This window comes from Pedobacter sp. AK017 (assembly GCF_014200825.1).
GTDB lineage: Bacteria > Bacteroidota > Bacteroidia > Sphingobacteriales > Sphingobacteriaceae > Pedobacter > Pedobacter heparinus.
Window position 1 is genome coordinate 181,116 of sequence record NZ_JACHCW010000008.1, and the last position, 17,347, is coordinate 198,462.

The 17,347-nt window shown below is 39.2% G+C and carries 16 protein-coding genes and 2 tRNA genes; 12 read left to right on the plus strand and 6 right to left on the minus strand.

From position 1 onward, the window contains the following. The first annotated feature begins 37 nt into the window (after positions 1-37). The gene (locus HDC92_RS13210; protein ID WP_221270963.1) at positions 38-178 is read left to right on the plus strand and encodes a hypothetical protein; all 141 of its coding nucleotides are present in this window, start codon (positions 38-40) and stop codon (positions 176-178) included. Between the two features lie 375 nt (positions 179-553). Here HDC92_RS13210 and HDC92_RS13215 read toward each other — a convergent pair. Continuing rightward, a tRNA-Arg gene (locus HDC92_RS13215) sits at positions 554-625 on the minus strand. A gap of 45 nt (positions 626-670) precedes the next feature. After that, positions 671-1,186, minus strand: a complete 516-nt coding sequence (locus HDC92_RS13220) for a DUF2911 domain-containing protein (RefSeq protein ID WP_012781435.1) — start codon at positions 1,184-1,186, stop codon at positions 671-673. A gap of 144 nt (positions 1,187-1,330) precedes the next feature. Between HDC92_RS13220 and HDC92_RS13225 the strand changes: the two genes are divergently transcribed. The 5 genes from HDC92_RS13225 to HDC92_RS13245 all read left to right on the plus strand — a co-directional run bounded on the left by HDC92_RS13225 (position 1,331) and on the right by HDC92_RS13245 (position 6,858). Beyond that, positions 1,331-2,620: a PAS domain-containing protein gene (locus tag HDC92_RS13225; RefSeq protein ID WP_183875171.1), complete on the plus strand. Its 1,290-nt coding sequence runs from the start codon at positions 1,331-1,333 to the stop codon at positions 2,618-2,620. Between the two features lie 80 nt (positions 2,621-2,700). After that, positions 2,701-3,465, plus strand: coding sequence for a glycoside hydrolase domain-containing protein (locus HDC92_RS13230; RefSeq protein ID WP_183875173.1), 765 nt, complete (start codon positions 2,701-2,703; stop codon positions 3,463-3,465). A gap of 43 nt (positions 3,466-3,508) precedes the next feature. Beyond that, a complete protein-coding gene (locus tag HDC92_RS13235) occupies positions 3,509-3,982 on the plus strand; it encodes a TspO/MBR family protein (RefSeq protein ID WP_012781432.1) in 474 nt (157 codons plus the stop codon). Between the two features lie 60 nt (positions 3,983-4,042). Next, entirely contained in the window at positions 4,043-6,331 is a 2,289-nt protein-coding gene (locus HDC92_RS13240) for a patatin-like phospholipase family protein (RefSeq protein WP_255484527.1), read from the plus strand. Continuing rightward, positions 6,328-6,858, plus strand: coding sequence for a hypothetical protein (locus HDC92_RS13245; protein ID WP_183875177.1), 531 nt, complete (start codon positions 6,328-6,330; stop codon positions 6,856-6,858). The genes HDC92_RS13240 and HDC92_RS13245 overlap by 4 nt, the downstream gene beginning before the upstream one ends. On the opposite strand, the gene HDC92_RS13250 is transcribed toward HDC92_RS13245, so the two are convergent. Then, positions 6,855-9,233, minus strand: coding sequence for a BamA/TamA family outer membrane protein (locus HDC92_RS13250; protein ID WP_049772221.1), 2,379 nt, complete (start codon positions 9,231-9,233; stop codon positions 6,855-6,857). The genes HDC92_RS13245 and HDC92_RS13250 overlap by 4 nt on opposite strands. On the opposite strand from HDC92_RS13250, the gene HDC92_RS13255 reads away from it, so the two are divergent. The 3 genes from HDC92_RS13255 (at position 9,224) to HDC92_RS13265 (ending at position 10,300) form a co-directional block, all read left to right on the plus strand. Further along, positions 9,224-9,973, plus strand: a complete 750-nt coding sequence (locus HDC92_RS13255) for a TrmH family RNA methyltransferase (protein ID WP_183875179.1) — start codon at positions 9,224-9,226, stop codon at positions 9,971-9,973. The two genes, HDC92_RS13250 and HDC92_RS13255, sit on opposite strands and share 10 nt — an antisense overlap. A 48-nt stretch (positions 9,974-10,021) precedes the next feature. Beyond that, a tRNA-Cys gene (locus HDC92_RS13260) sits at positions 10,022-10,095 on the plus strand. Positions 10,096-10,123: 28 nt separating this feature from the next. After that, complete coding sequence (locus tag HDC92_RS13265) at positions 10,124-10,300, plus strand: hypothetical protein (RefSeq protein WP_012781427.1); 177 nt, start codon at positions 10,124-10,126, stop codon at positions 10,298-10,300. Positions 10,301-10,372: 72 nt separating this feature from the next. Here HDC92_RS13265 and HDC92_RS13270 read toward each other — a convergent pair whose 3' ends face one another. Then, positions 10,373-11,407 carry a quinone-dependent dihydroorotate dehydrogenase gene (locus HDC92_RS13270; protein WP_012781426.1) on the minus strand — a complete coding sequence of 345 codons (1,035 nt, stop codon included), beginning with the start codon at positions 11,405-11,407 and terminating at the stop codon, positions 10,373-10,375. A gap of 90 nt (positions 11,408-11,497) precedes the next feature. On the opposite strand from HDC92_RS13270, the gene HDC92_RS13275 reads away from it, so the two are divergent. Then, positions 11,498-13,414: an ABC-F family ATP-binding cassette domain-containing protein gene (locus HDC92_RS13275; RefSeq protein WP_012781425.1), complete on the plus strand. Its 1,917-nt coding sequence runs from the start codon at positions 11,498-11,500 to the stop codon at positions 13,412-13,414. Continuing rightward, positions 13,411-14,679 (plus strand): DUF5103 domain-containing protein, encoded by a 1,269-nt coding sequence (locus tag HDC92_RS13280; protein WP_183875181.1) that lies wholly within the window; start codon positions 13,411-13,413, stop codon positions 14,677-14,679. Before HDC92_RS13275 ends, HDC92_RS13280 begins: the two co-directional genes overlap by 4 nt. On the opposite strand, the gene HDC92_RS13285 is transcribed toward HDC92_RS13280, so the two are convergent. After that, the gene (locus HDC92_RS13285; RefSeq protein WP_036674249.1) at positions 14,668-16,152 is read right to left on the minus strand and encodes an alpha-amylase; all 1,485 of its coding nucleotides are present in this window, start codon (positions 16,150-16,152) and stop codon (positions 14,668-14,670) included. The two genes, HDC92_RS13280 and HDC92_RS13285, sit on opposite strands and share 12 nt — an antisense overlap. 120 nt (positions 16,153-16,272) lie before the next feature. Here HDC92_RS13285 and HDC92_RS13290 point away from each other — a divergent pair, with 120 nt between their 5' ends. Next, on the plus strand, positions 16,273-16,797 hold the full coding sequence (locus tag HDC92_RS13290) for an acyl-CoA thioesterase (protein ID WP_012781422.1): 525 nt from the start codon (positions 16,273-16,275) through the stop codon (positions 16,795-16,797). 25 nt (positions 16,798-16,822) lie between these two features. Here the strand turns inward: HDC92_RS13290 and HDC92_RS13295 are convergent, their stop codons facing one another. After that, entirely contained in the window at positions 16,823-17,242 is a 420-nt protein-coding gene (locus tag HDC92_RS13295) for an EVE domain-containing protein (protein ID WP_012781421.1), read from the minus strand. Positions 17,243-17,347: the final 105 nt, after the last annotated feature.

Here is a 17,347-nt window from a genome sequence, read left to right on the forward strand (position 1 = left end):
CATAATTTTTAGCTATTTTAATAAAAAAAGGTTTGTTATGAAATTCTCTTCAAAAGCAGAAAACGTTTTGGGCCAGATCAACACAAAAACCAAGCTGGGAGACTTACGGAAGATTGCCAAGGATATCAAAAAATCACGAGCTGGCTATGGAGTTTTTTTAGCCGCCATCCTGACATAGATCTTAAAAATCTGATCAGTTTAAAAGCATGGTTGGTGGGCAATATAGGGGTAATACACATCTAATCGCCCGCTATTAACCACTTTTTATTAAATCGACAATTTTACTCTACTAGGGATATATTATTTAGTTCGACTCCTGTTAACTCACCCTCCCTGGAGTTCGAACTTTTCTTTATAACTTCGATCAGAAAAATAAAACCAAACAACTATAAATCAACCACTTAAAACAAAACAAACCACAAAAGCAGCAATAAGTAGTAAGATTTTTGTGGTCAAAATTCAACCAACCCATAGAAATCACAAAAAACTGAACATCAGATACATAAATAAAAAAAAGAGGAAATCTCATTGCTGAAATTCCCTCTTTCTGAAGTGTTCCCGAAGGGATTCGAACCCCCATCTTTAGAACCGGAATCTAAAATTCTATCCATTGAACTACGGAAACCGGAGCGCAAATATAGGGATTCATTTAATTAAAATCCACATCAAATTATTTTACTGTAAAAGGAACAACAACATCACCCCAGATTAAGGATATTTTACCATTCTTATCAATGGTAAAAGTCATCTTTTCTGTGAAGGAAGTAGCCTTTAGAGGTTTAACAACTACACGTAAAGCATCGTCAGTCTCAGCGTATTCTGTTCCCGATTTTTGCCATTTTTTGTTAAAGATCAACGTCCACTCCTTTTCACCGGGAATAGAATGCAGCGCATATTTGCCTGCAGCCAGCACTTTACCATCAATCTTTACGTCTTTGCTCACTTCAAATATGGTTGCCTCGTTAGCACCGGTACGCCAAACTTTACCATAAGGGGCAATTTCTTTACCTATTGTACGCCCTTTTACCGAAGGTTGGCTGTAATCAATGCTCACAACTATTCCGGAACCTAGTGTGCCCTTTACACTAGCTGGCGGACTTGGCCTTTTGCTTTTGTCCTGTTGCGCCGAAACAGTGAAGGTAGTAAACAACAGGGCTACCCATGTTAATGCGATTATTTTCTTCATATATATTCTTTTTTATTCCTAAAATGCTAAAAAATACTTTATAAATCAAATCTGCAATAATTTATAGAAACATATTTTGATCTCATTATATAATTCTTTAAATTCAATAGCTATACCATCAGCTGATGTTAATACCTACCATTTATGTTCCATCAGAATATATTAATTGTTAGAGAAAGTGTCTCTGGCAATGATAAAAACCTCATCAACCTGCTCCTAAATATAGGATATCAGCAAAGCCAGATTGTTTCAGTTCCGGCACAAAAAATTCCTTTCGTTGACTGCGAAGTGATATTCTTACTTACGGAAGCCATGGAGCAAACGGCCGTATTCATCCCACAAATAAATACAGATTTCCCTGATGTCCCCCTGATTTTAATTATTGGTACAACTACTGCAGAACAGCCATTTCCCGTTGGTACAGACGATTGGTTGCTCGAATCCTGGCTGCAACCTTTACTCTTAAAAAAAACCATACAACTGGCTATTGAAAGAAAGCAAAACACCTGCAACTACCTGAGTATTTTCAGAGAAAATCCAAGTCCGATGTACATTTATGAAAAGGGCACCTTTCAATTTCTGGAAGCAAATACTGCAGCATTGCGTCAATATGGATACACCAGAGAGGAGTTTCTCGAACTAACTGCAAAAGACATCAGGCCAGTCGATGAACTGGAAGCTTTTTATAAGATCAATGAAGAACTGCCTGCAGCTTATTCAAATGCGGGTATCTGGCAGCATATACGAAAAAACGGAGAAATTTTTTATGTACATATATTCACCCACCAGATCCGGTTTGCCGGTAAAATCTGTAAACTGGTGACGGCCATAGATATTGATGTCACAGTAAAGGCTGAAAATGCACTTAAGAAAAAAGCAAAAGAAATAGAAAATATCTTGGAAAGCATAACAGATGGTTTTTTTACCGTAAACAGAAACTGGGAATTAACCTATATTAACAAAGCATTCGAAAAGATCATTCAAACAAGCAGGATAGGAATAATTGGAAAAAATCTTTGGGAATATTTTCCAGAGGCCAGAGACCTGGCCTATTTTCAATTGTATCAAAAAGCTTTATCAGAAAATGTTTCAGTTCACTTTGAAGAATTTTATCCACCATTAAATATATGGCTCTCGGTTAATGCTTACCCTACAGATTCAGGCTTAGCAGTTTATTTTACCGACAATACAGCCCAGCAGAATTATCAGCATAAAATAGAGGTCCAGAACAAGAAGTTTAAAGAAATAGCATGGGTACAGGCACACCAGATCCGTGGCCCGGTATCTAATTTACTGGGGCTGGTAGATCTTTTTAATATTGAGCCCGACGATCCGGATAACCTGGAGCTCCTGGCCAGGGTTAAGCATACAGCCATACAAATGGATGAATCTATTAAGGAAATTGTTCATCTGACCAGGAAGATTGAATCATAGGATGTATAAACTAAGCTTAAAATGTTTTACTTTTAGAAATCTTTACCATTTTAATATTTTCGGATAAACCCGACATAACTATGATGAAACAAATAATTACCCTATCTATCATTCTTTTTCTGTTTAAAAACTCTGGCGCACAGGATTTGCAAGTTGCTTACCCCCCTCTTACAATTAAAGGCACTAGTATTTACCTTCCTGGTAAGCAACTGGACCTGAATACAGATGGCTTTCCTGCAATGATCCAGACTTCATTTAAACTCATCACAGAGCCTATTCATTTTCATATACCCCGCTTAACTAACCACAAAGACATTAAATTTAAAAGCACACCGCTCGAGATCTCTAAAGGCAGGCCAGACAAAGCAAGCTGGATCGTAAAAAACACATCCGACAGCCTTGACATGGAAGTAAGTGGCAGCCTTAACTTACATGGAAAAATGATTTATGTAGTCAAAATCACTGCATTAAATAATATAGACCTGGAAAACATCAGGCTACACATTCCCTTTACACCCGAAGCAGCAAAATATATAAGAGGACTTAACCAGAAGGGTGATGAACGTGATCCGGTAATTGACTGGAAATGGGATGCTGCCGGCAAAGATCAGGCTAAAGTATGGGTTGGCGATATAACTGGTGGCCTGTTGTATACTCTGGAAGACAATCAACATAAAACTGCCCCCATCTCCTGGTCAAATGGAGATAAAGGAGGCATCCATATCGAACAAAAAGGCAAAGCCATTCTGGCTGATAACTACAGTGGTGAGCATCGGATGAAAAAGGGAGATGTACTTTATTATAACTTCAGCATGTCCATTACGGCCAGTCAAAAAACAAAATAGCAAACAGTTTAATATCCGCTGTTGTTATTTACGAAACTAACTTATGAAATTTAATCCAATTGCTTTTATTGTTAACCTAGCCGTACCACTTATTATTGGGGCAATAGGAGCATTTTTTACGGCAAGTTCTGTAAAAACCTGGTATGTAACACTTACAAAGCCTTCGTTTAACCCCCCAAATGAGATTTTTGCTCCGGTGTGGAGCAGCCTGTATGTATTGATAGGTATTTCGGCCTACCTGGTATGGCAAAAAAGACATACCATAACCCGCTTCCCACGTACCATTGCCATTTACCTCATACAACTGGTTTTAAACCTGATGTGGTCGTTCATCTTCTTTTATGCCCATCAGCTTGGCGTAGCATTGTTTGAAATTATAGCATTGCTTATTGTAATAATCATCAATGCCCTTGTATTTTATAAAATTGATAAACTGGCGGGCCTGCTTTTTATCCCTTATATTTTATGGGTTGCTTTTGCAACTGTACTTACTTATAATATCTTCATTCTGAACTAATTTCCCTATTTTTAGGGTGTGATGTTTTTAAAGAAACTACTTGTATTTACCCTTGCTGTTTTGACATTTCCCCTATATGCTCAAAAAGTAGGTTTGGTATTAAGTGGCGGCGGCGCAAAAGGAATAGCACATATTGGCACCCTAAAAGCACTGGAAGAAAATAACATTCCGATAGATTACATCACCGGAACTTCTATGGGTGGCATAGTGGGGGCTATGTACGCTGCCGGCTATACCCCTGGCCAGATTGAAAAAATTGCTTTAAGTCCGGACTTTCAAGACTGGGTAAGTGGCCGCTTTAAAAGCGACTATACTTTTTTCTTTCAAAAGAAACCACTAAACCCCTCTATTGTTACGGCCAAGCTATCTCTGGATACCAGCTTAAGGATGACATTCAGGTCTAACCTGGTGAACGATATTCCACTGAATTTTGCGCTGCTTGAGCTTTTTTCGCAGGCTTCGGCGATATCTAAAGACAATTTCGACAACCTGTTTGTTCCATATCGTTGTATGGTTTCTGATGTTTTATCGCAAACCAGCATTACAGTAAAAAAAGGGAACCTGGCCGAGGCAGTCAGGGCAACCATGACTGTCCCACTAATCTACCGCCCTATAAAACTCGAGGGGAAATATGTTTTTGACGGAGGTTTATACAACAACTTTCCGGCTGACGTAATGAAAAAGGAATTTAACCCCGAAGTCATGATCGGTGCCAATGTTTCTTCAAAAACTTATAACGAATATCCTAAAAACCGGGATGAGCGACTCGTAAACAGGCTTATGGTATTTATGTTCCTTTCCAAATCTGACTCTACCCTGATTGGCGATAATGGCGTTTATATACAACCCGACCTTAAAGATTACAATGTGACTAATTTTAACCCTGTCCAGGCCCTGATCAAACAAGGTTATGATGCAACGATGGCCAATATGGATGAAATTAAAAAAAAGATAAAAAGACGGGTAAACATCAATGATCTGATGACTAGGCGCAACGATTTCAACAATAGAAAACCTGATCTGGTTTTCAGCAATGTAACAGTATCAGGCGTCAACGACCAGCAAAAGAAATACGTTGAACGGCTCTTTAAAAGAGACAACAAACCCACATTTAATATTAATGACATCAAACAAGGGTATTATAAGCTGGTAGCTGATGAGACATTTGAAACCATTTATCCCCGGATATCCTATAATCCGGTATCAGATAACTACAACCTCGAAATCATTGCCCAGCCCAGGAAAAGCCTGAAAATTGATTTCGGCGGAAATATTTCCAGCCGACCTATCAGCAATGTATTTTTAGGTTTACAGTACAATTATCTGGCACGAAAAGCCTATACTTTTGGCCTAAACCTCTATTCAGGTCGATTCTATGAATCTTTACAGATGAATGGCCGAATAGATTACCCTTCCGGTCTTCCCCTATTCCTGGCAGCAGATGTAACTTATAACCACTTTGATTATTACAAAACAAGCTCCATTTTTATAGAAAACCCACGCCCAACCTATATTGAGCAGTCGGATAGAAAAATAGAGTTAAAAATGGGCATGCCCCTAAACAGAAATGCCAAAATCACACTTAGCACGGCCTTCATTAACAATAACGACCGCTATAGCCCTAACAATACTTTTTCCATTGGCGATATACTGGAGAAAACAGTGTTAAACGGCGCTATGTCTACCCTTGCCTTCGAACAATATACCTTTAACCGTAAACAATATGCAAATAAAGGACGCAATTTCCTGCTCAGCTTTGATTATTTTGCCGGAAGAGAAAGTTATACACCAGGCAACATTAACGGCACCAGTTTACCCCTGCTGGCTAATACTAAAGTCAGTGTAAATAAACAGTTCCGGCAATGGATAAAAATTAAAATGAGCGAGGAAAACTATTTTTTGCACCTGAACAAATATACCATGGGTTACCTGGCAGAAGCAGTGTACTCCAATCAACCGTTATTCTCCAACTATTATTCAACCCTGTTGGCTGCCCCGGCATTTTATCCCTTACAGGACAGCAGGTCCGTATTTCTGGAAAATTTTAGGGCAACTACCTATCTCGCAGGAGGCATTAAAAATGTATACAGCTTAAAAAGAAGTCTGGATATTCGGGTAGAAGGCTATGTATTCTTACCTTACCGGGAATTTGAAAAAGTAGGTTTTCAGGGTATTACGCATAAAACTGCCTTTACCAAATGGCATTATGCCGGAACAGCCGGACTGGTTTACCATACCCCCCTGGGCCCCATTGGCCTGAGTTATAATTTATACGATGACCCCATAAAAAGAAACGGTGTTTTGTTACATTTGGGGTACTTAATTTACAATAAACGATCTACAGAATGAAACGAATCTATTTATTGCTTCTGTTTTTGGCGTTCAGCAGTTTTGCCTTTGCACAAAAAGCAGCCATCAATAATTTCATAGTTAAAGAAAGCCTGCTTAAAAACAGTAAACTTGCTATTATAGCAGCTGATTCTCTGGACAATCCTATAGAAAAGATCAACGGACTCTATACCTTTACTGTAAGTGGTTTTACACAGCCTGTTACATTTAATGATGGTGTGGCTATTTTACCACTTCAGCTAGAACGTTCTGCATTTGTTTACATCAAACATCAGAACGAAAGCGGCACGCACAGTAAGTTACTATACGTTTATAAAAAAGATGGCTCACTTAACCCATATACCATCAATAGTATGTGGCTCATTATTTTCCCCGCACTTATTATATTTCTGGCTTTTGCCTTCAGAAAATTCATCATAGCTGCAGTCATCATACTTATAATCTTTATTTATTTCAACCACAGTAACGGTTTAAATCTTTCTACTTTTTTTGAAACCATTTTTGACGGATTAAAAGGAATGTTTTAAAAAGGCATTCCTATACCAAAGTTATACTGTACAAAACGGTAATTATCCGGGCTGTTCATTGCATCATAAGCACTTCTAAAGGCCTTACCGCCACTTAAAAACTTGCTGATAACCCATTGCTCGGAACCGGAAAACTGGGGGTCCTTAAGCTTTAAGCCTACATCAAATCTAAAAACAAAATATTGCACATCGTACCTGAAACCAGTACCGGCACCCAGCGCAATCTGGCTGCCTAACCTTTTAAAATCAAATCTCGTTTCTGATGTTCCATTGGAAACATTCCAGATGTTTCCAGCATCTAAAAATACAGCACCCTTTAATTTAGCACCAAAAAACTTATTCAGTAGTTTATATCTGTATTCAATATTTGTTTCAATATGCAGTTCGCCTGTCTGATCAAGACCATAATACAACCTACGTTCCTCTTCGGTCTTTAACGATTCTCCCCTATTGTAATTTCCCGGCCCCAAAGTTCTTGCCTGCCAGGCCCTTACCCCGCTTGATCCGCCACCATAAAATAATTTCTCAAAAGGGATGTACTTAGAGTTTCCATAGGCATAACCAATCCCTGTATTTAACCTGACAACAAGCTGTCTGTCTCCACCTAGCCTTCTATACAAGCGAAAATCAATGTCAGGTCGTACATATTGATTAAACGGAACACCAAAAATAGTTGCATTGCCCGCAGTATCAACCTTTGTTTTTAATACCTTTGAAATGCCCTCCAATAGGTTACCGGCAAGATCAATATCTCCCCTAAAGTAAAGGAAATTGCTATTCGTCGATAGTTTTTCTGCATTAAGGGAATAAGCATACTTAATTCCAAACGTCACACTTTTCCTACTGAATAATTCAAGTGTATATAAATTGTTAATCAAATCCCCCACATTTGTCGTGGTCGAATCCAGCAACAAGTTTCCAAAACGATATTCAAAATTTAATGGTGTCACAACGTGGAATTTAGACCTTGTTTCCCTAAACTCGTAAGCAAAAGATGTAAGGATTACTTTACGTTGAAAAGCACTTTTTTGCAGTCCGTAAAGATAACTGGCAGAAAATATCGTATGTGGCATACCACCCCTTCCTGGCTTAGTTCTGGCAAAGGGAATCATTAAGCGTGGAACAGTTAACGTGGCACTTACAGAAAAGTCCCGCTGATAAATGTCTTTAAAAATAGAAGTACCTGCCCCTAGCCTGGACTGTAAGCCACCTTTAATCTGAAACTCAAACTTTTCCGCTCCCCTGAACAAATTGTTATTGGTATAGGTATTACTCAGGGTGAATCCTACAGTACCCGCATTAAAGGGGATCTCACCCTCTATACGGTTGCTCATGATCTTTTGAGGGATCAGCTGAATCACAGGCTCAACATGATTTGAACTGTCTTTGGCTTTGTTGTAATCTATTTTAACATTCTTAAAAACATTCAGTTCATATAAACGGTCATAGGTTAAATTTTCATTTCTGATGTCGTAGATATCACCTTGATGCAGAAAATTGTATCGGTTAATTGGATTTCGCCTGAATTTCTTAGAAAGATCGGTATACCTTACCCCATTAAATAACCTTTTGTTCATCGGAATAGAATCTGGAAAACCATCGGCATTTGGCGCGACAATAATATTGGTTTCACCAATTGCATAGGGAAGATGTTTAGGTTTATCAATAGGATTGTCGATGATCAGTGTTACATTAGCCTTACTGTTGTTCAGGTTAGAATCTACAGAAAACTTCACATAAGGGCGCGCAAAATCAAAATAACCATTCTGTTTCATCACCTGATAGATCTGATCCCTTTCATAAGCTAGCGAATCATCGTCATAACGCAACCCTTCTTTCAGATGGCTGAAAGAATTTTTCTTTGACAGGTACAACGCTTTGATATTTTCATCGGGAATTTCATATGAAACTTTATTTACTGCAAATGACGAACCTGTATTAGCCTTAAAAAACACTGCTGCCCGTTGATTTTTCACTTCAATATCAGATTTGACACGAGCATTAAAATAACCTTTACTCATCAGGTATTTTTCTATTTGGTTACGTGAAATCTCTACCAGCGCACTGTCTAAAATTGGTGGCGGGGTGCCCAAAGGTTTAATATTGGTTGTTTTATACTTACCGTCTTTGGTATTGAACATATTATATATCAACACATTGATACCCAGCCTTGATGCAGGTCTGATATCTTTCTGGATATAATTAAAAGCTTCTTCTTCAAACTGTTTCGGAATACTGTCTATTTCTACGTTTTTAACGATCGACTGGTAATCGGCAATGTACTTTGTTGATGAACAAGCTGTCACAAAAACAATAATAAATAGTAATATTGCAGGAAACAGAACATTATTTTTATAATCGTGGTATGCTTTCAAAATCTCAGATAAGTTTTATAAAATCGTTACATCAAAAAAAGTACCGCAAAGAAAACGGGATATTTATTATTGAAGGTATAAAATCTATTGAAGAATTTATTCACTCCAATTACCAGGTACACAGCATCTATTACCTTGCACAATACCAATCATTACTTCCAGCTTTGCCAGCAAATATAAAGTTATTTGAAGTAAACAACGCTGAACTTGATAAGATTAGTACACTGCAAACCCCACAGGGCATTTTAGCATTGGTAAACATTCCCGAACCACCTCTTTTTAAACCTGCTACACTTAAAAATCTTTTCTCTTTAGTACTGGATGGAGTACAGGATCCAGGCAATATGGGTACCATTATCCGTACAGCCGATTGGTTCGGCTTTAAAAACATCATCTGCTCCAACAATTGTGTGGAAGTATACAATCCAAAAACAGTACAGGCAACAATGGGCTCTTTAAGCAGGGTTAATATTTTTTATGAAGATCTGCCCGGAATTTTAACAAACTTCAAACTGCCTGTGTTTGGTGCAGTTTTAGATGGCAAAAGTATTTATAAGACGGACTGGGGCAACGAAGGACTGGTTATTTTGGGCAACGAAGGGCAAGGAATTACCCCCCCGGTGATGAAATTAATTACACACCCGGTAACCATTCCACGCATTGGAGGTGCTGAGTCCTTGAACGTTGCCATATCTGCCGCTATATTATGTGCAGATATTAGCAGAAATTTAAACAAATAAGTTGCATCCTAACTTATATTTACTATTTTTGCAGCCTGAATTTCAACAGGTCGAGTGGCCGAGTGGCTAGGCAGAGGTCTGCAAAACCTCCTACAGCGGTTCGAATCCGCTCTCGACCTCCAGATTTATTAATAAATAAAAAAGATTGACATGGCAGTTACCAGATTAAAAAGAAAAGACAGAAGAAATAAAACTTTCGCAAAATTAGATGTGAAATTCTTAAAATTAGCTACCAACATCGAATTAGGCAGCAGATCTAAACAATCTACAAAAGATCAGTTGGCTAAAAACAACGCTGTTATTGCTCAATTAACTGCAAAAGCATAAGTTTTTTTCAAACAAAATTAAAAGCCTTTCTGCAAAACAGAAAGGCTTTTACATATAACTTATTTGCCGGTATTACTTTACCAGCAACTCTTTACAGATTCGTTTAACGATTGCAGGACCTTCGTAAATAAAACCAGTATACAATTGTACCAAAGATGCGCCTGCCTCCAATTTATCTTTGGCATCCTGTGGGGAATGAATCCCACCTACACCTATAATCGGAAAAGCTTTATTTGATTTGTCCGACAGATATTTAATCACTTCGGTAGAGCGTATTGTCAGAGGTTTACCACTTAAGCCGCCAGCTTCATTTGTTACTTTTTCAGCAGTATATAAACCGTTCCTGTCTATGGTAGTGTTGGTAGCAATAACTCCTGCAATCCCTGTATGCATTACAATCTCTACAATATCATCCAGCTGCTCATTGGTCAGATCAGGTGCAATTTTCAATAAGATCGGCCTGGAAATGCCGTCCTTCTGATTTCGCTGCTGCAGGGTATTTAACAGGTTCATTAGTGGTTCCTTCTCCTGCAATGCTCTTAAACCCGGCGTATTGGGCGAACTTACATTCACTACAAAATAATCAACTACATCAAACAAACGGTCAAAACATTTGACATAATCACTAACAGCATCCTCGTTGGGGGTATTCTTATTTTTTCCAATGTTACCACCAACAACAATATCTTTATGTTTACCTCTCAGCAACCTTAACCTTTCAGCAAGTGTATCCACCCCTTTGTTGTTAAATCCCATCCTGTTGATCAGCGCACTATCTTCTTCCAGACGAAACATTCTTGGTTTATCGTTCCCCGGTTGAGGTAAAGGCGTTACCGTACCTACCTCTATAAAACCAAAACCCAGGTCACTCAAAGCTTCAATATATTCCCCGTTTTTGTCGAAGCCCGCAGCCAGACCTACCGGATTTTTGAATTTAATGCCAAAAACCTCCCGTTCCAGTCCTTTAATGTTAACATCAAAGCTGCTACGCAAAATTGTCTTCCCCAGCGGAAAATGATCATGAAACCATTTTAATCTTTTCACAACAAAATAATGCACTTTTTCAGGATCGAACCGGAAAAATATAGGTTTAATGAGCTGATACATGCTGCAAAGATAAAAAAAATGGCACAAATTTGCGATTCAGGCAATCTAATTCCCTCATTTTTACCTGCAAAGTTGTATTTTTGCAGCCAAATGATTTCAATAAACGACTTAACATTCCTGCTGGGCTCCAGGGCATTATACGACGAAGCAGACTGGCACATTAAACCGGGAGAGAGAATTGGACTGATTGGTGCCAATGGAACAGGAAAATCTACACTATTAAAAATAATTGTTGGCGAATACGCACCTTCTTCGGGAACGATTTCTATGTCGAAAGACCTCAAGATCGGCTACCTCAACCAGGATTTGCTTTCTTATGATTCGCATCATAGCATTTTACATGTAGCAATGGAGGCTTTTGAACGCCAAAACCAGCTACATGATGAGATTGAAGCACTTTTAAAAAAAATTGAGACTGATTATTCTGAAGAAGTTTTAAATAAACTGAGCGACAAGCAACAGGAGTTTGAAGCACTTGATGGCTATAACATTGAATACCGTGCCAACGAAATCCTCGCAGGTCTTGGTTTTAGTACCCAGGATCAGCACAGACCCTTGAATACCTTTTCGGGGGGTTGGCGGATGCGCGTAATGCTGGCCAAGATCCTGCTGCAAACACCTGATATCCTGTTACTGGATGAACCTACCAACCACATGGATTTACCTTCCATTAAGTGGCTGGAAACTTATTTATTAAGCTTTGAAGGTGCCATAGTTATCGTTTCGCACGATAGATATTTCCTGGATAAAGTGGTCAATAAAATTGTAGAGTCGCGCAAGGGCAAACTGACGCCTTATGCAGGTAATTATACATTTTACCTTGAAGAGAAAGCTTTAAGGGGCGAGATCCAGAAAGGTGAATTTAAAAATCAGCAGGCCAAAATCAAACAGGAAGAACGGCTGATCGAGCGCTTCAGGGCTAAAGCTTCCAAAGCTAAAATGGCACAGTCGCGTATGAAAGCACTGGACAAGCTGGAACGTGTAGAGGATGTAGACGATGATAATCCTACAGTTAACTTCCAGTTTAAATTTTCTAAACCTTCAGGCCGTCATGTTGTCCGCATTGAAAATGCCACCAAAAGCTATCCTAACGTAGAAATTCTGGAAAATGCTGAAGGGGTAATCGAAAAAGGTGATAAAATTGCCCTGATCGGCGCCAATGGTAAGGGAAAATCTACTTTATTAAGGATCATTGCCGGCACAGAGAAATTTGATGGGAAATGCGAAACCGGTCATAACGTTACCACTACCTTTTTTGCACAGCACCAGCTGGAATCGCTGCACCTGGACAATACCATTTTAGAAGAACTGCAGGCTTTTGCACCTAAACATACCGACACAGAACTACGTGGCATATTAGGCTGTTTTCTATTTACCGGTGATGATGTTTTCAAAAAGATCAGGGTACTTTCCGGAGGAGAGAAATCGAGGGTAGCATTGGCAAAATCACTGACGACGGATTCTAACTTCCTGATTCTGGATGAGCCTACCAACCACCTGGACATCCAGTCTGTAAATATCCTGATCCAGGCGCTGCAGCAGTATGAAGGTACTTTTATTGCCGTTTCCCACGACAGGTACTTCCTGGATAATGTGGCCAATAAGATCTGGTTCATAGAAGAGAAGAACATTAAAGAATATCCTGGAACCTATGCCGAATATGAAGAGTGGAATGCCAAAAGGCCGCAGCCTGTTGCTACCCCAATACCTGTAAAACAGGAAAAGGAAGTAAAACCTAAAGCTGAGGAGAAACCAGTTTCTTTAAATGCACAGCAGCAGCTTAAAAAACTAAACGACCAACTGCAAAAAACAGAAAAGGAAATTACTGCTTTTGAGCAAAGTGTAAAAACCATAGAAGCTAAAATAGCCGACGAGGAAACCTATTCAAATGCGAATAAGTTAGCAGAGGCCAATGCAGCATATACCACGGCCAAGTTTTTGCTGGACACCGCACAAAATACATGGGAAGAATTGGCTTCGCAGATTATGGAACTGGAAAGTAAATGACAAAACGGATAGGATTGTTCTTTTTGCTGGTGTTCAGCATTCAGGGTACGTTCGCACAAAACCAGGCTTTTGTGTACGATAATAAGGTATACCTACCCAACATCAAAACTGTACAATGTTACAACACTAAAAAAGAACAATCTATTCCGGTCATCACATTAAGATCAAATGAACGGTTGTTATTTTCATTTGATGATTTAGACGGAGGCAGCAAAATTTACTGGTATACGATAGAGCATTGTACATCCGACTGGAAGTCCTCGCGTTTGTCCGTACTGGATTACCTTGATGGTCTGCCCGATGACAGGATCAATGACTATAAATATTCATTTGGCACCCTCCAAAAATTTACACATTATGAGCTTAGCCTGCCCAACTCACAGGTCAGGCCAAAAATATCCGGTAATTACCTGCTCAAAATCTATGAAGATGGCAATCAGCAAAAGCCGGTCATATCGCAAAGGTTTTATGTAGTAGAAAACCTGGTTGATATAGGTACGGAAGTAATTGCAAGTTCACAGGTACCTTTACGTTTTAGTAACCAGAAGGTAAACTTCAGTATTTTCCATAAAATCCCTATTCAGAATCCATATATAGACCTGAAGGCCGTAGTTATGCAGAACGGCATCCCGCAAACAGCGATATTAAATACTAAGCCTACTTTTATAAGACCAGAATCGCTGGTATACAACGACCTGATGGCCAACGATTTTCCGGCAGGCAATGAGTTCAGAAAATTCGACATCCGCAGCCTGCGCTATAAAGCCGAAAATGTACAGGAAATCGTTAAAGCTGCGATCAATGAAGTAGTCCTTTTTCAGGACATAAATGGCAATAAACCAAAATACACCAACCTGGTAGATGAGAATGGCAGCTTTTTCATACGTAACCAGGAAGGCCGGGATAACAATACCGATGGTGATTATGCGCGTATTTTTTTTACGCTGAATGCCAGCCCACCAACTGCAAACGGAGATGCCTATGTAGTTGGCCGTTTTAACAACTACACCCTTGATGAAAATAGTAAAATGACTTTCGACACTTCAAAAAAACGTTTCTATGGAACGGTCTTACTTAAACAGGGTTTGTACGATTATAAATATGTCTGGGTAAATAAAGAAACAGGCCAAACCGACCAAACTGTTTTTGAAGGCTCCTATTTTGAAACTGCCAATACCTACCAGGTATTTGCCTATTACAGAAAGCCGGGCGCCAGATGGGAAGAGTTGATCGGCTATAGCAGTGTCAATACTTTAAGAAGATAAAACCCATATAGAAACACTGCCTGCATCACAATAAAATTCCCCACAACCATTTTCATCAATCAATACTTCTTCTGCCCTAATACCCAGTGCGTCAACCATTACTCTTCCTGTGTGTACTTTGCCAATTTCCATCAGTTTCAATCCTGTATCTCCGTTGCTCATCAATACAGCTATTCCCGAATTTTCTTTTTCAGGTACTCCTTCCCTAGTCCAGCCAATACAGCTAGGAAAATCCATGTAATCATGCTGTTCTCCATAAGCCAGGTCCTTACGGATGCGTAACATATCTGGCAATGCAGCCAACGCAACCAGTTCTACACCTGCATCATAACCTTCTTCTGTTTTATCGGTATATTTTGCACCATACAAATCTGGGTAAAATACACAGGGTATGCCTTGTTCCCTTAGCAATATTAAGGCATAAGCCAGGGGCCTGAACCAGAAATCGACATAAGATTCAAGGGCCTGTAAGGGCTGAGAATCATGATTGTCCACAAATGTAACAGCAAATTCGGGATGGGATTGAACCAATGTATGGTCAAATATCCTGGTCAGATCGTAATTTTCTGTTGTAGAAGCCAGATAAAAATTGTGGTGCAACATAGGATCAAACAGCTGCATCCTCCCCTCAGTAATTTCCAGATAGTGCGTTAAGGCTGCAGGATCTTCAATGTTCCAGTTTTCGGCTACGATAAAGAAATCCCGGCTAAAGGTATCTCTTATATGATCCAGCCATTCTGTTAAAAAATCTGTCGAAATGTGTTTTACTGCGTCCAGCCGGAAACCGTTCATGCCACAATTTTTAATATACCATTCCCCCCAATACTTCAATTCTGCTCTTACAGCCGGATTTCTAAATTCAATATCGTTATACATCAGATAATCATAATTACCCAGTTCGGTTGAGGGCACCTCTTCCCAACCTTCCCCATATTCATTTTGAATAGAGTAAATCCCTGTTTCTTTCAGGTTTTCTGCCCAATCTATTCCACTAAAACAGTTTTTATCCCATATAAATTCCGAATACTGCCCATTTCTGCCCGGAAATGTAAATTTAGTCCAGGCCTCAATTTCAAATATATCAGAAGTAAATTCCAGTCTGTTATCAGGGTCTACTGTCCTTACCATTATTTTTTCAAGTTCATCACCACCGGCTTTATGGTTAAACACCACATCGGCAATTACCGCAATGCCATGCTCCTGAAATGCCTTTATTGCCTGCTGATATTCCATTTTGCTTCCGTAACGGGTTTCCAACGTATTTTTCTGGTCAAACTCCCCCAGATCAAAAAGATCATAAGGATCATACCCCACTGATTGTCCGCCCGAATTTGCTTTATAAGCCGGTGGCAACCACACACCGGTTATACCAGCACCAGCTAATGTAACAGCATCTTTCATAGCCTTTACCCATAATTTTTCATTTTCATTATAATACCAGTGAAAATACTGCAACAGCGTTTGATTATCCATATAATGAATATACATCAGCAGACATGAATTGTTTGTCGGCAGTTGCAAATTATTAAACCTTTATGCGGTATTTTTACAATTTGGGCTGTCTGTTCAATTTTACTTACTTTTGCAGCAGTTATGAGTATAAAAATAAAAAGCCCGAAAGACTCTTTCACCATCATGAATGAATTGGTATTACCCAATGACACCAATACGCTGAACAATTTAATGGGAGGCCGTTTACTGCATTGGATGGACATTGCAGCGGCCATTTCTGCTCAGAAACATTGTAACCGGATTGTAGTTACTGCATCAGTAGATAATGTATCCTTTCAGCAGCCCATTAAACTTGGCGATGTGATTACCATTGAGGCTAAAGTAACTCGTGCCTTTAATACTTCAGTAGAAGTAAGACTGGATGTATGGGCTGAAAATATCCCTTCTGGAAGCAGGGCCAAATCCAACGAAGCATATTATACTTTTGTGGCGGTAGACCAGAGCGGCAGAACCATACCTGTTCCTGAACTAAAACCGGAAACCGAAGCGGAAAAGGAATTGTTTGCCGGAGCTTTAAGAAGAAGGCAATTGCGCTTGATATTAGGCGGTAAAATGAAACCTAATGATGCAAAAGAGCTAAAGGCGTTGTTTTTTCCTGAAGAATAAAGCCAAAATAAACCATTCTTTTGTGTTATTCCCCAGTCGACATTTCCAGTATCTTATCAAATTCTTCGGCTTTGAGCGGCATTACAGATAAGCGACCTTGTCTGACCAGAGAAATATCTTTAAGACTTTCCTCTGCCTTGATCTGTTCCAGGCTTACCGGATTTTTAAGTGCTTCAACTGGTGCCAGGTCTACCACTACCCAATTGGCATCATCAGTTGTAGGGTCCTGATAAAACTCTTTAACCACTTTAGCGATACCAACAACATTTTTACCTTCGTTGCTATGGTAAAACAGCACAAGATCGCCTTCTTTCATTTCTTTCAGGTTGTTTCTTGCCTGGTAATTGCGCACGCCATCCCAAAAGGTCCTGCCATCTTTGTTAAATTTTTCCCAGCTATATTTAAAAGGTTCACTTTTTACCAGCCAATGTTGTGTTTTACTCATAGTTTAAAAAGATTTCTGAATGTCCAAAATTAATAAACTATCACTAACCATTTGTATATTTTGTCCTATAAATCATCCAGCTTCTCCTTTTGTTCGGAGACCATA

Coding starts and splice junctions, on each gene's coding strand:
- HDC92_RS13210 (WP_221270963.1), top strand. CDS start 38: ATGAAATTCTCTTCAAAAGCAGAAAACGTTTTGGGCCAGATCAACACA.
- HDC92_RS13220 (WP_012781435.1), bottom strand. CDS start 1,186: ATGAAGAAAATAATCGCATTAACATGGGTAGCCCTGTTGTTTACTACC.
- HDC92_RS13225 (WP_183875171.1), top strand. CDS start 1,331: ATGTTCCATCAGAATATATTAATTGTTAGAGAAAGTGTCTCTGGCAAT.
- HDC92_RS13230 (WP_183875173.1), top strand. CDS start 2,701: ATGATGAAACAAATAATTACCCTATCTATCATTCTTTTTCTGTTTAAA.
- HDC92_RS13235 (WP_012781432.1), top strand. CDS start 3,509: ATGAAATTTAATCCAATTGCTTTTATTGTTAACCTAGCCGTACCACTT.
- HDC92_RS13245 (WP_183875177.1), top strand. CDS start 6,328: ATGAAACGAATCTATTTATTGCTTCTGTTTTTGGCGTTCAGCAGTTTT.
- HDC92_RS13255 (WP_183875179.1), top strand. CDS start 9,224: ATGCTTTCAAAATCTCAGATAAGTTTTATAAAATCGTTACATCAAAAA.
- HDC92_RS13265 (WP_012781427.1), top strand. CDS start 10,124: ATGGCAGTTACCAGATTAAAAAGAAAAGACAGAAGAAATAAAACTTTC.
- HDC92_RS13270 (WP_012781426.1), bottom strand. CDS start 11,407: ATGTATCAGCTCATTAAACCTATATTTTTCCGGTTCGATCCTGAAAAA.
- HDC92_RS13275 (WP_012781425.1), top strand. CDS start 11,498: ATGATTTCAATAAACGACTTAACATTCCTGCTGGGCTCCAGGGCATTA.
- HDC92_RS13280 (WP_183875181.1), top strand. CDS start 13,411: ATGACAAAACGGATAGGATTGTTCTTTTTGCTGGTGTTCAGCATTCAG.
- HDC92_RS13285 (WP_036674249.1), bottom strand. CDS start 16,152: ATGGATAATCAAACGCTGTTGCAGTATTTTCACTGGTATTATAATGAA.
- HDC92_RS13290 (WP_012781422.1), top strand. CDS start 16,273: ATGAGTATAAAAATAAAAAGCCCGAAAGACTCTTTCACCATCATGAAT.
- HDC92_RS13295 (WP_012781421.1), bottom strand. CDS start 17,242: ATGAGTAAAACACAACATTGGCTGGTAAAAAGTGAACCTTTTAAATAT.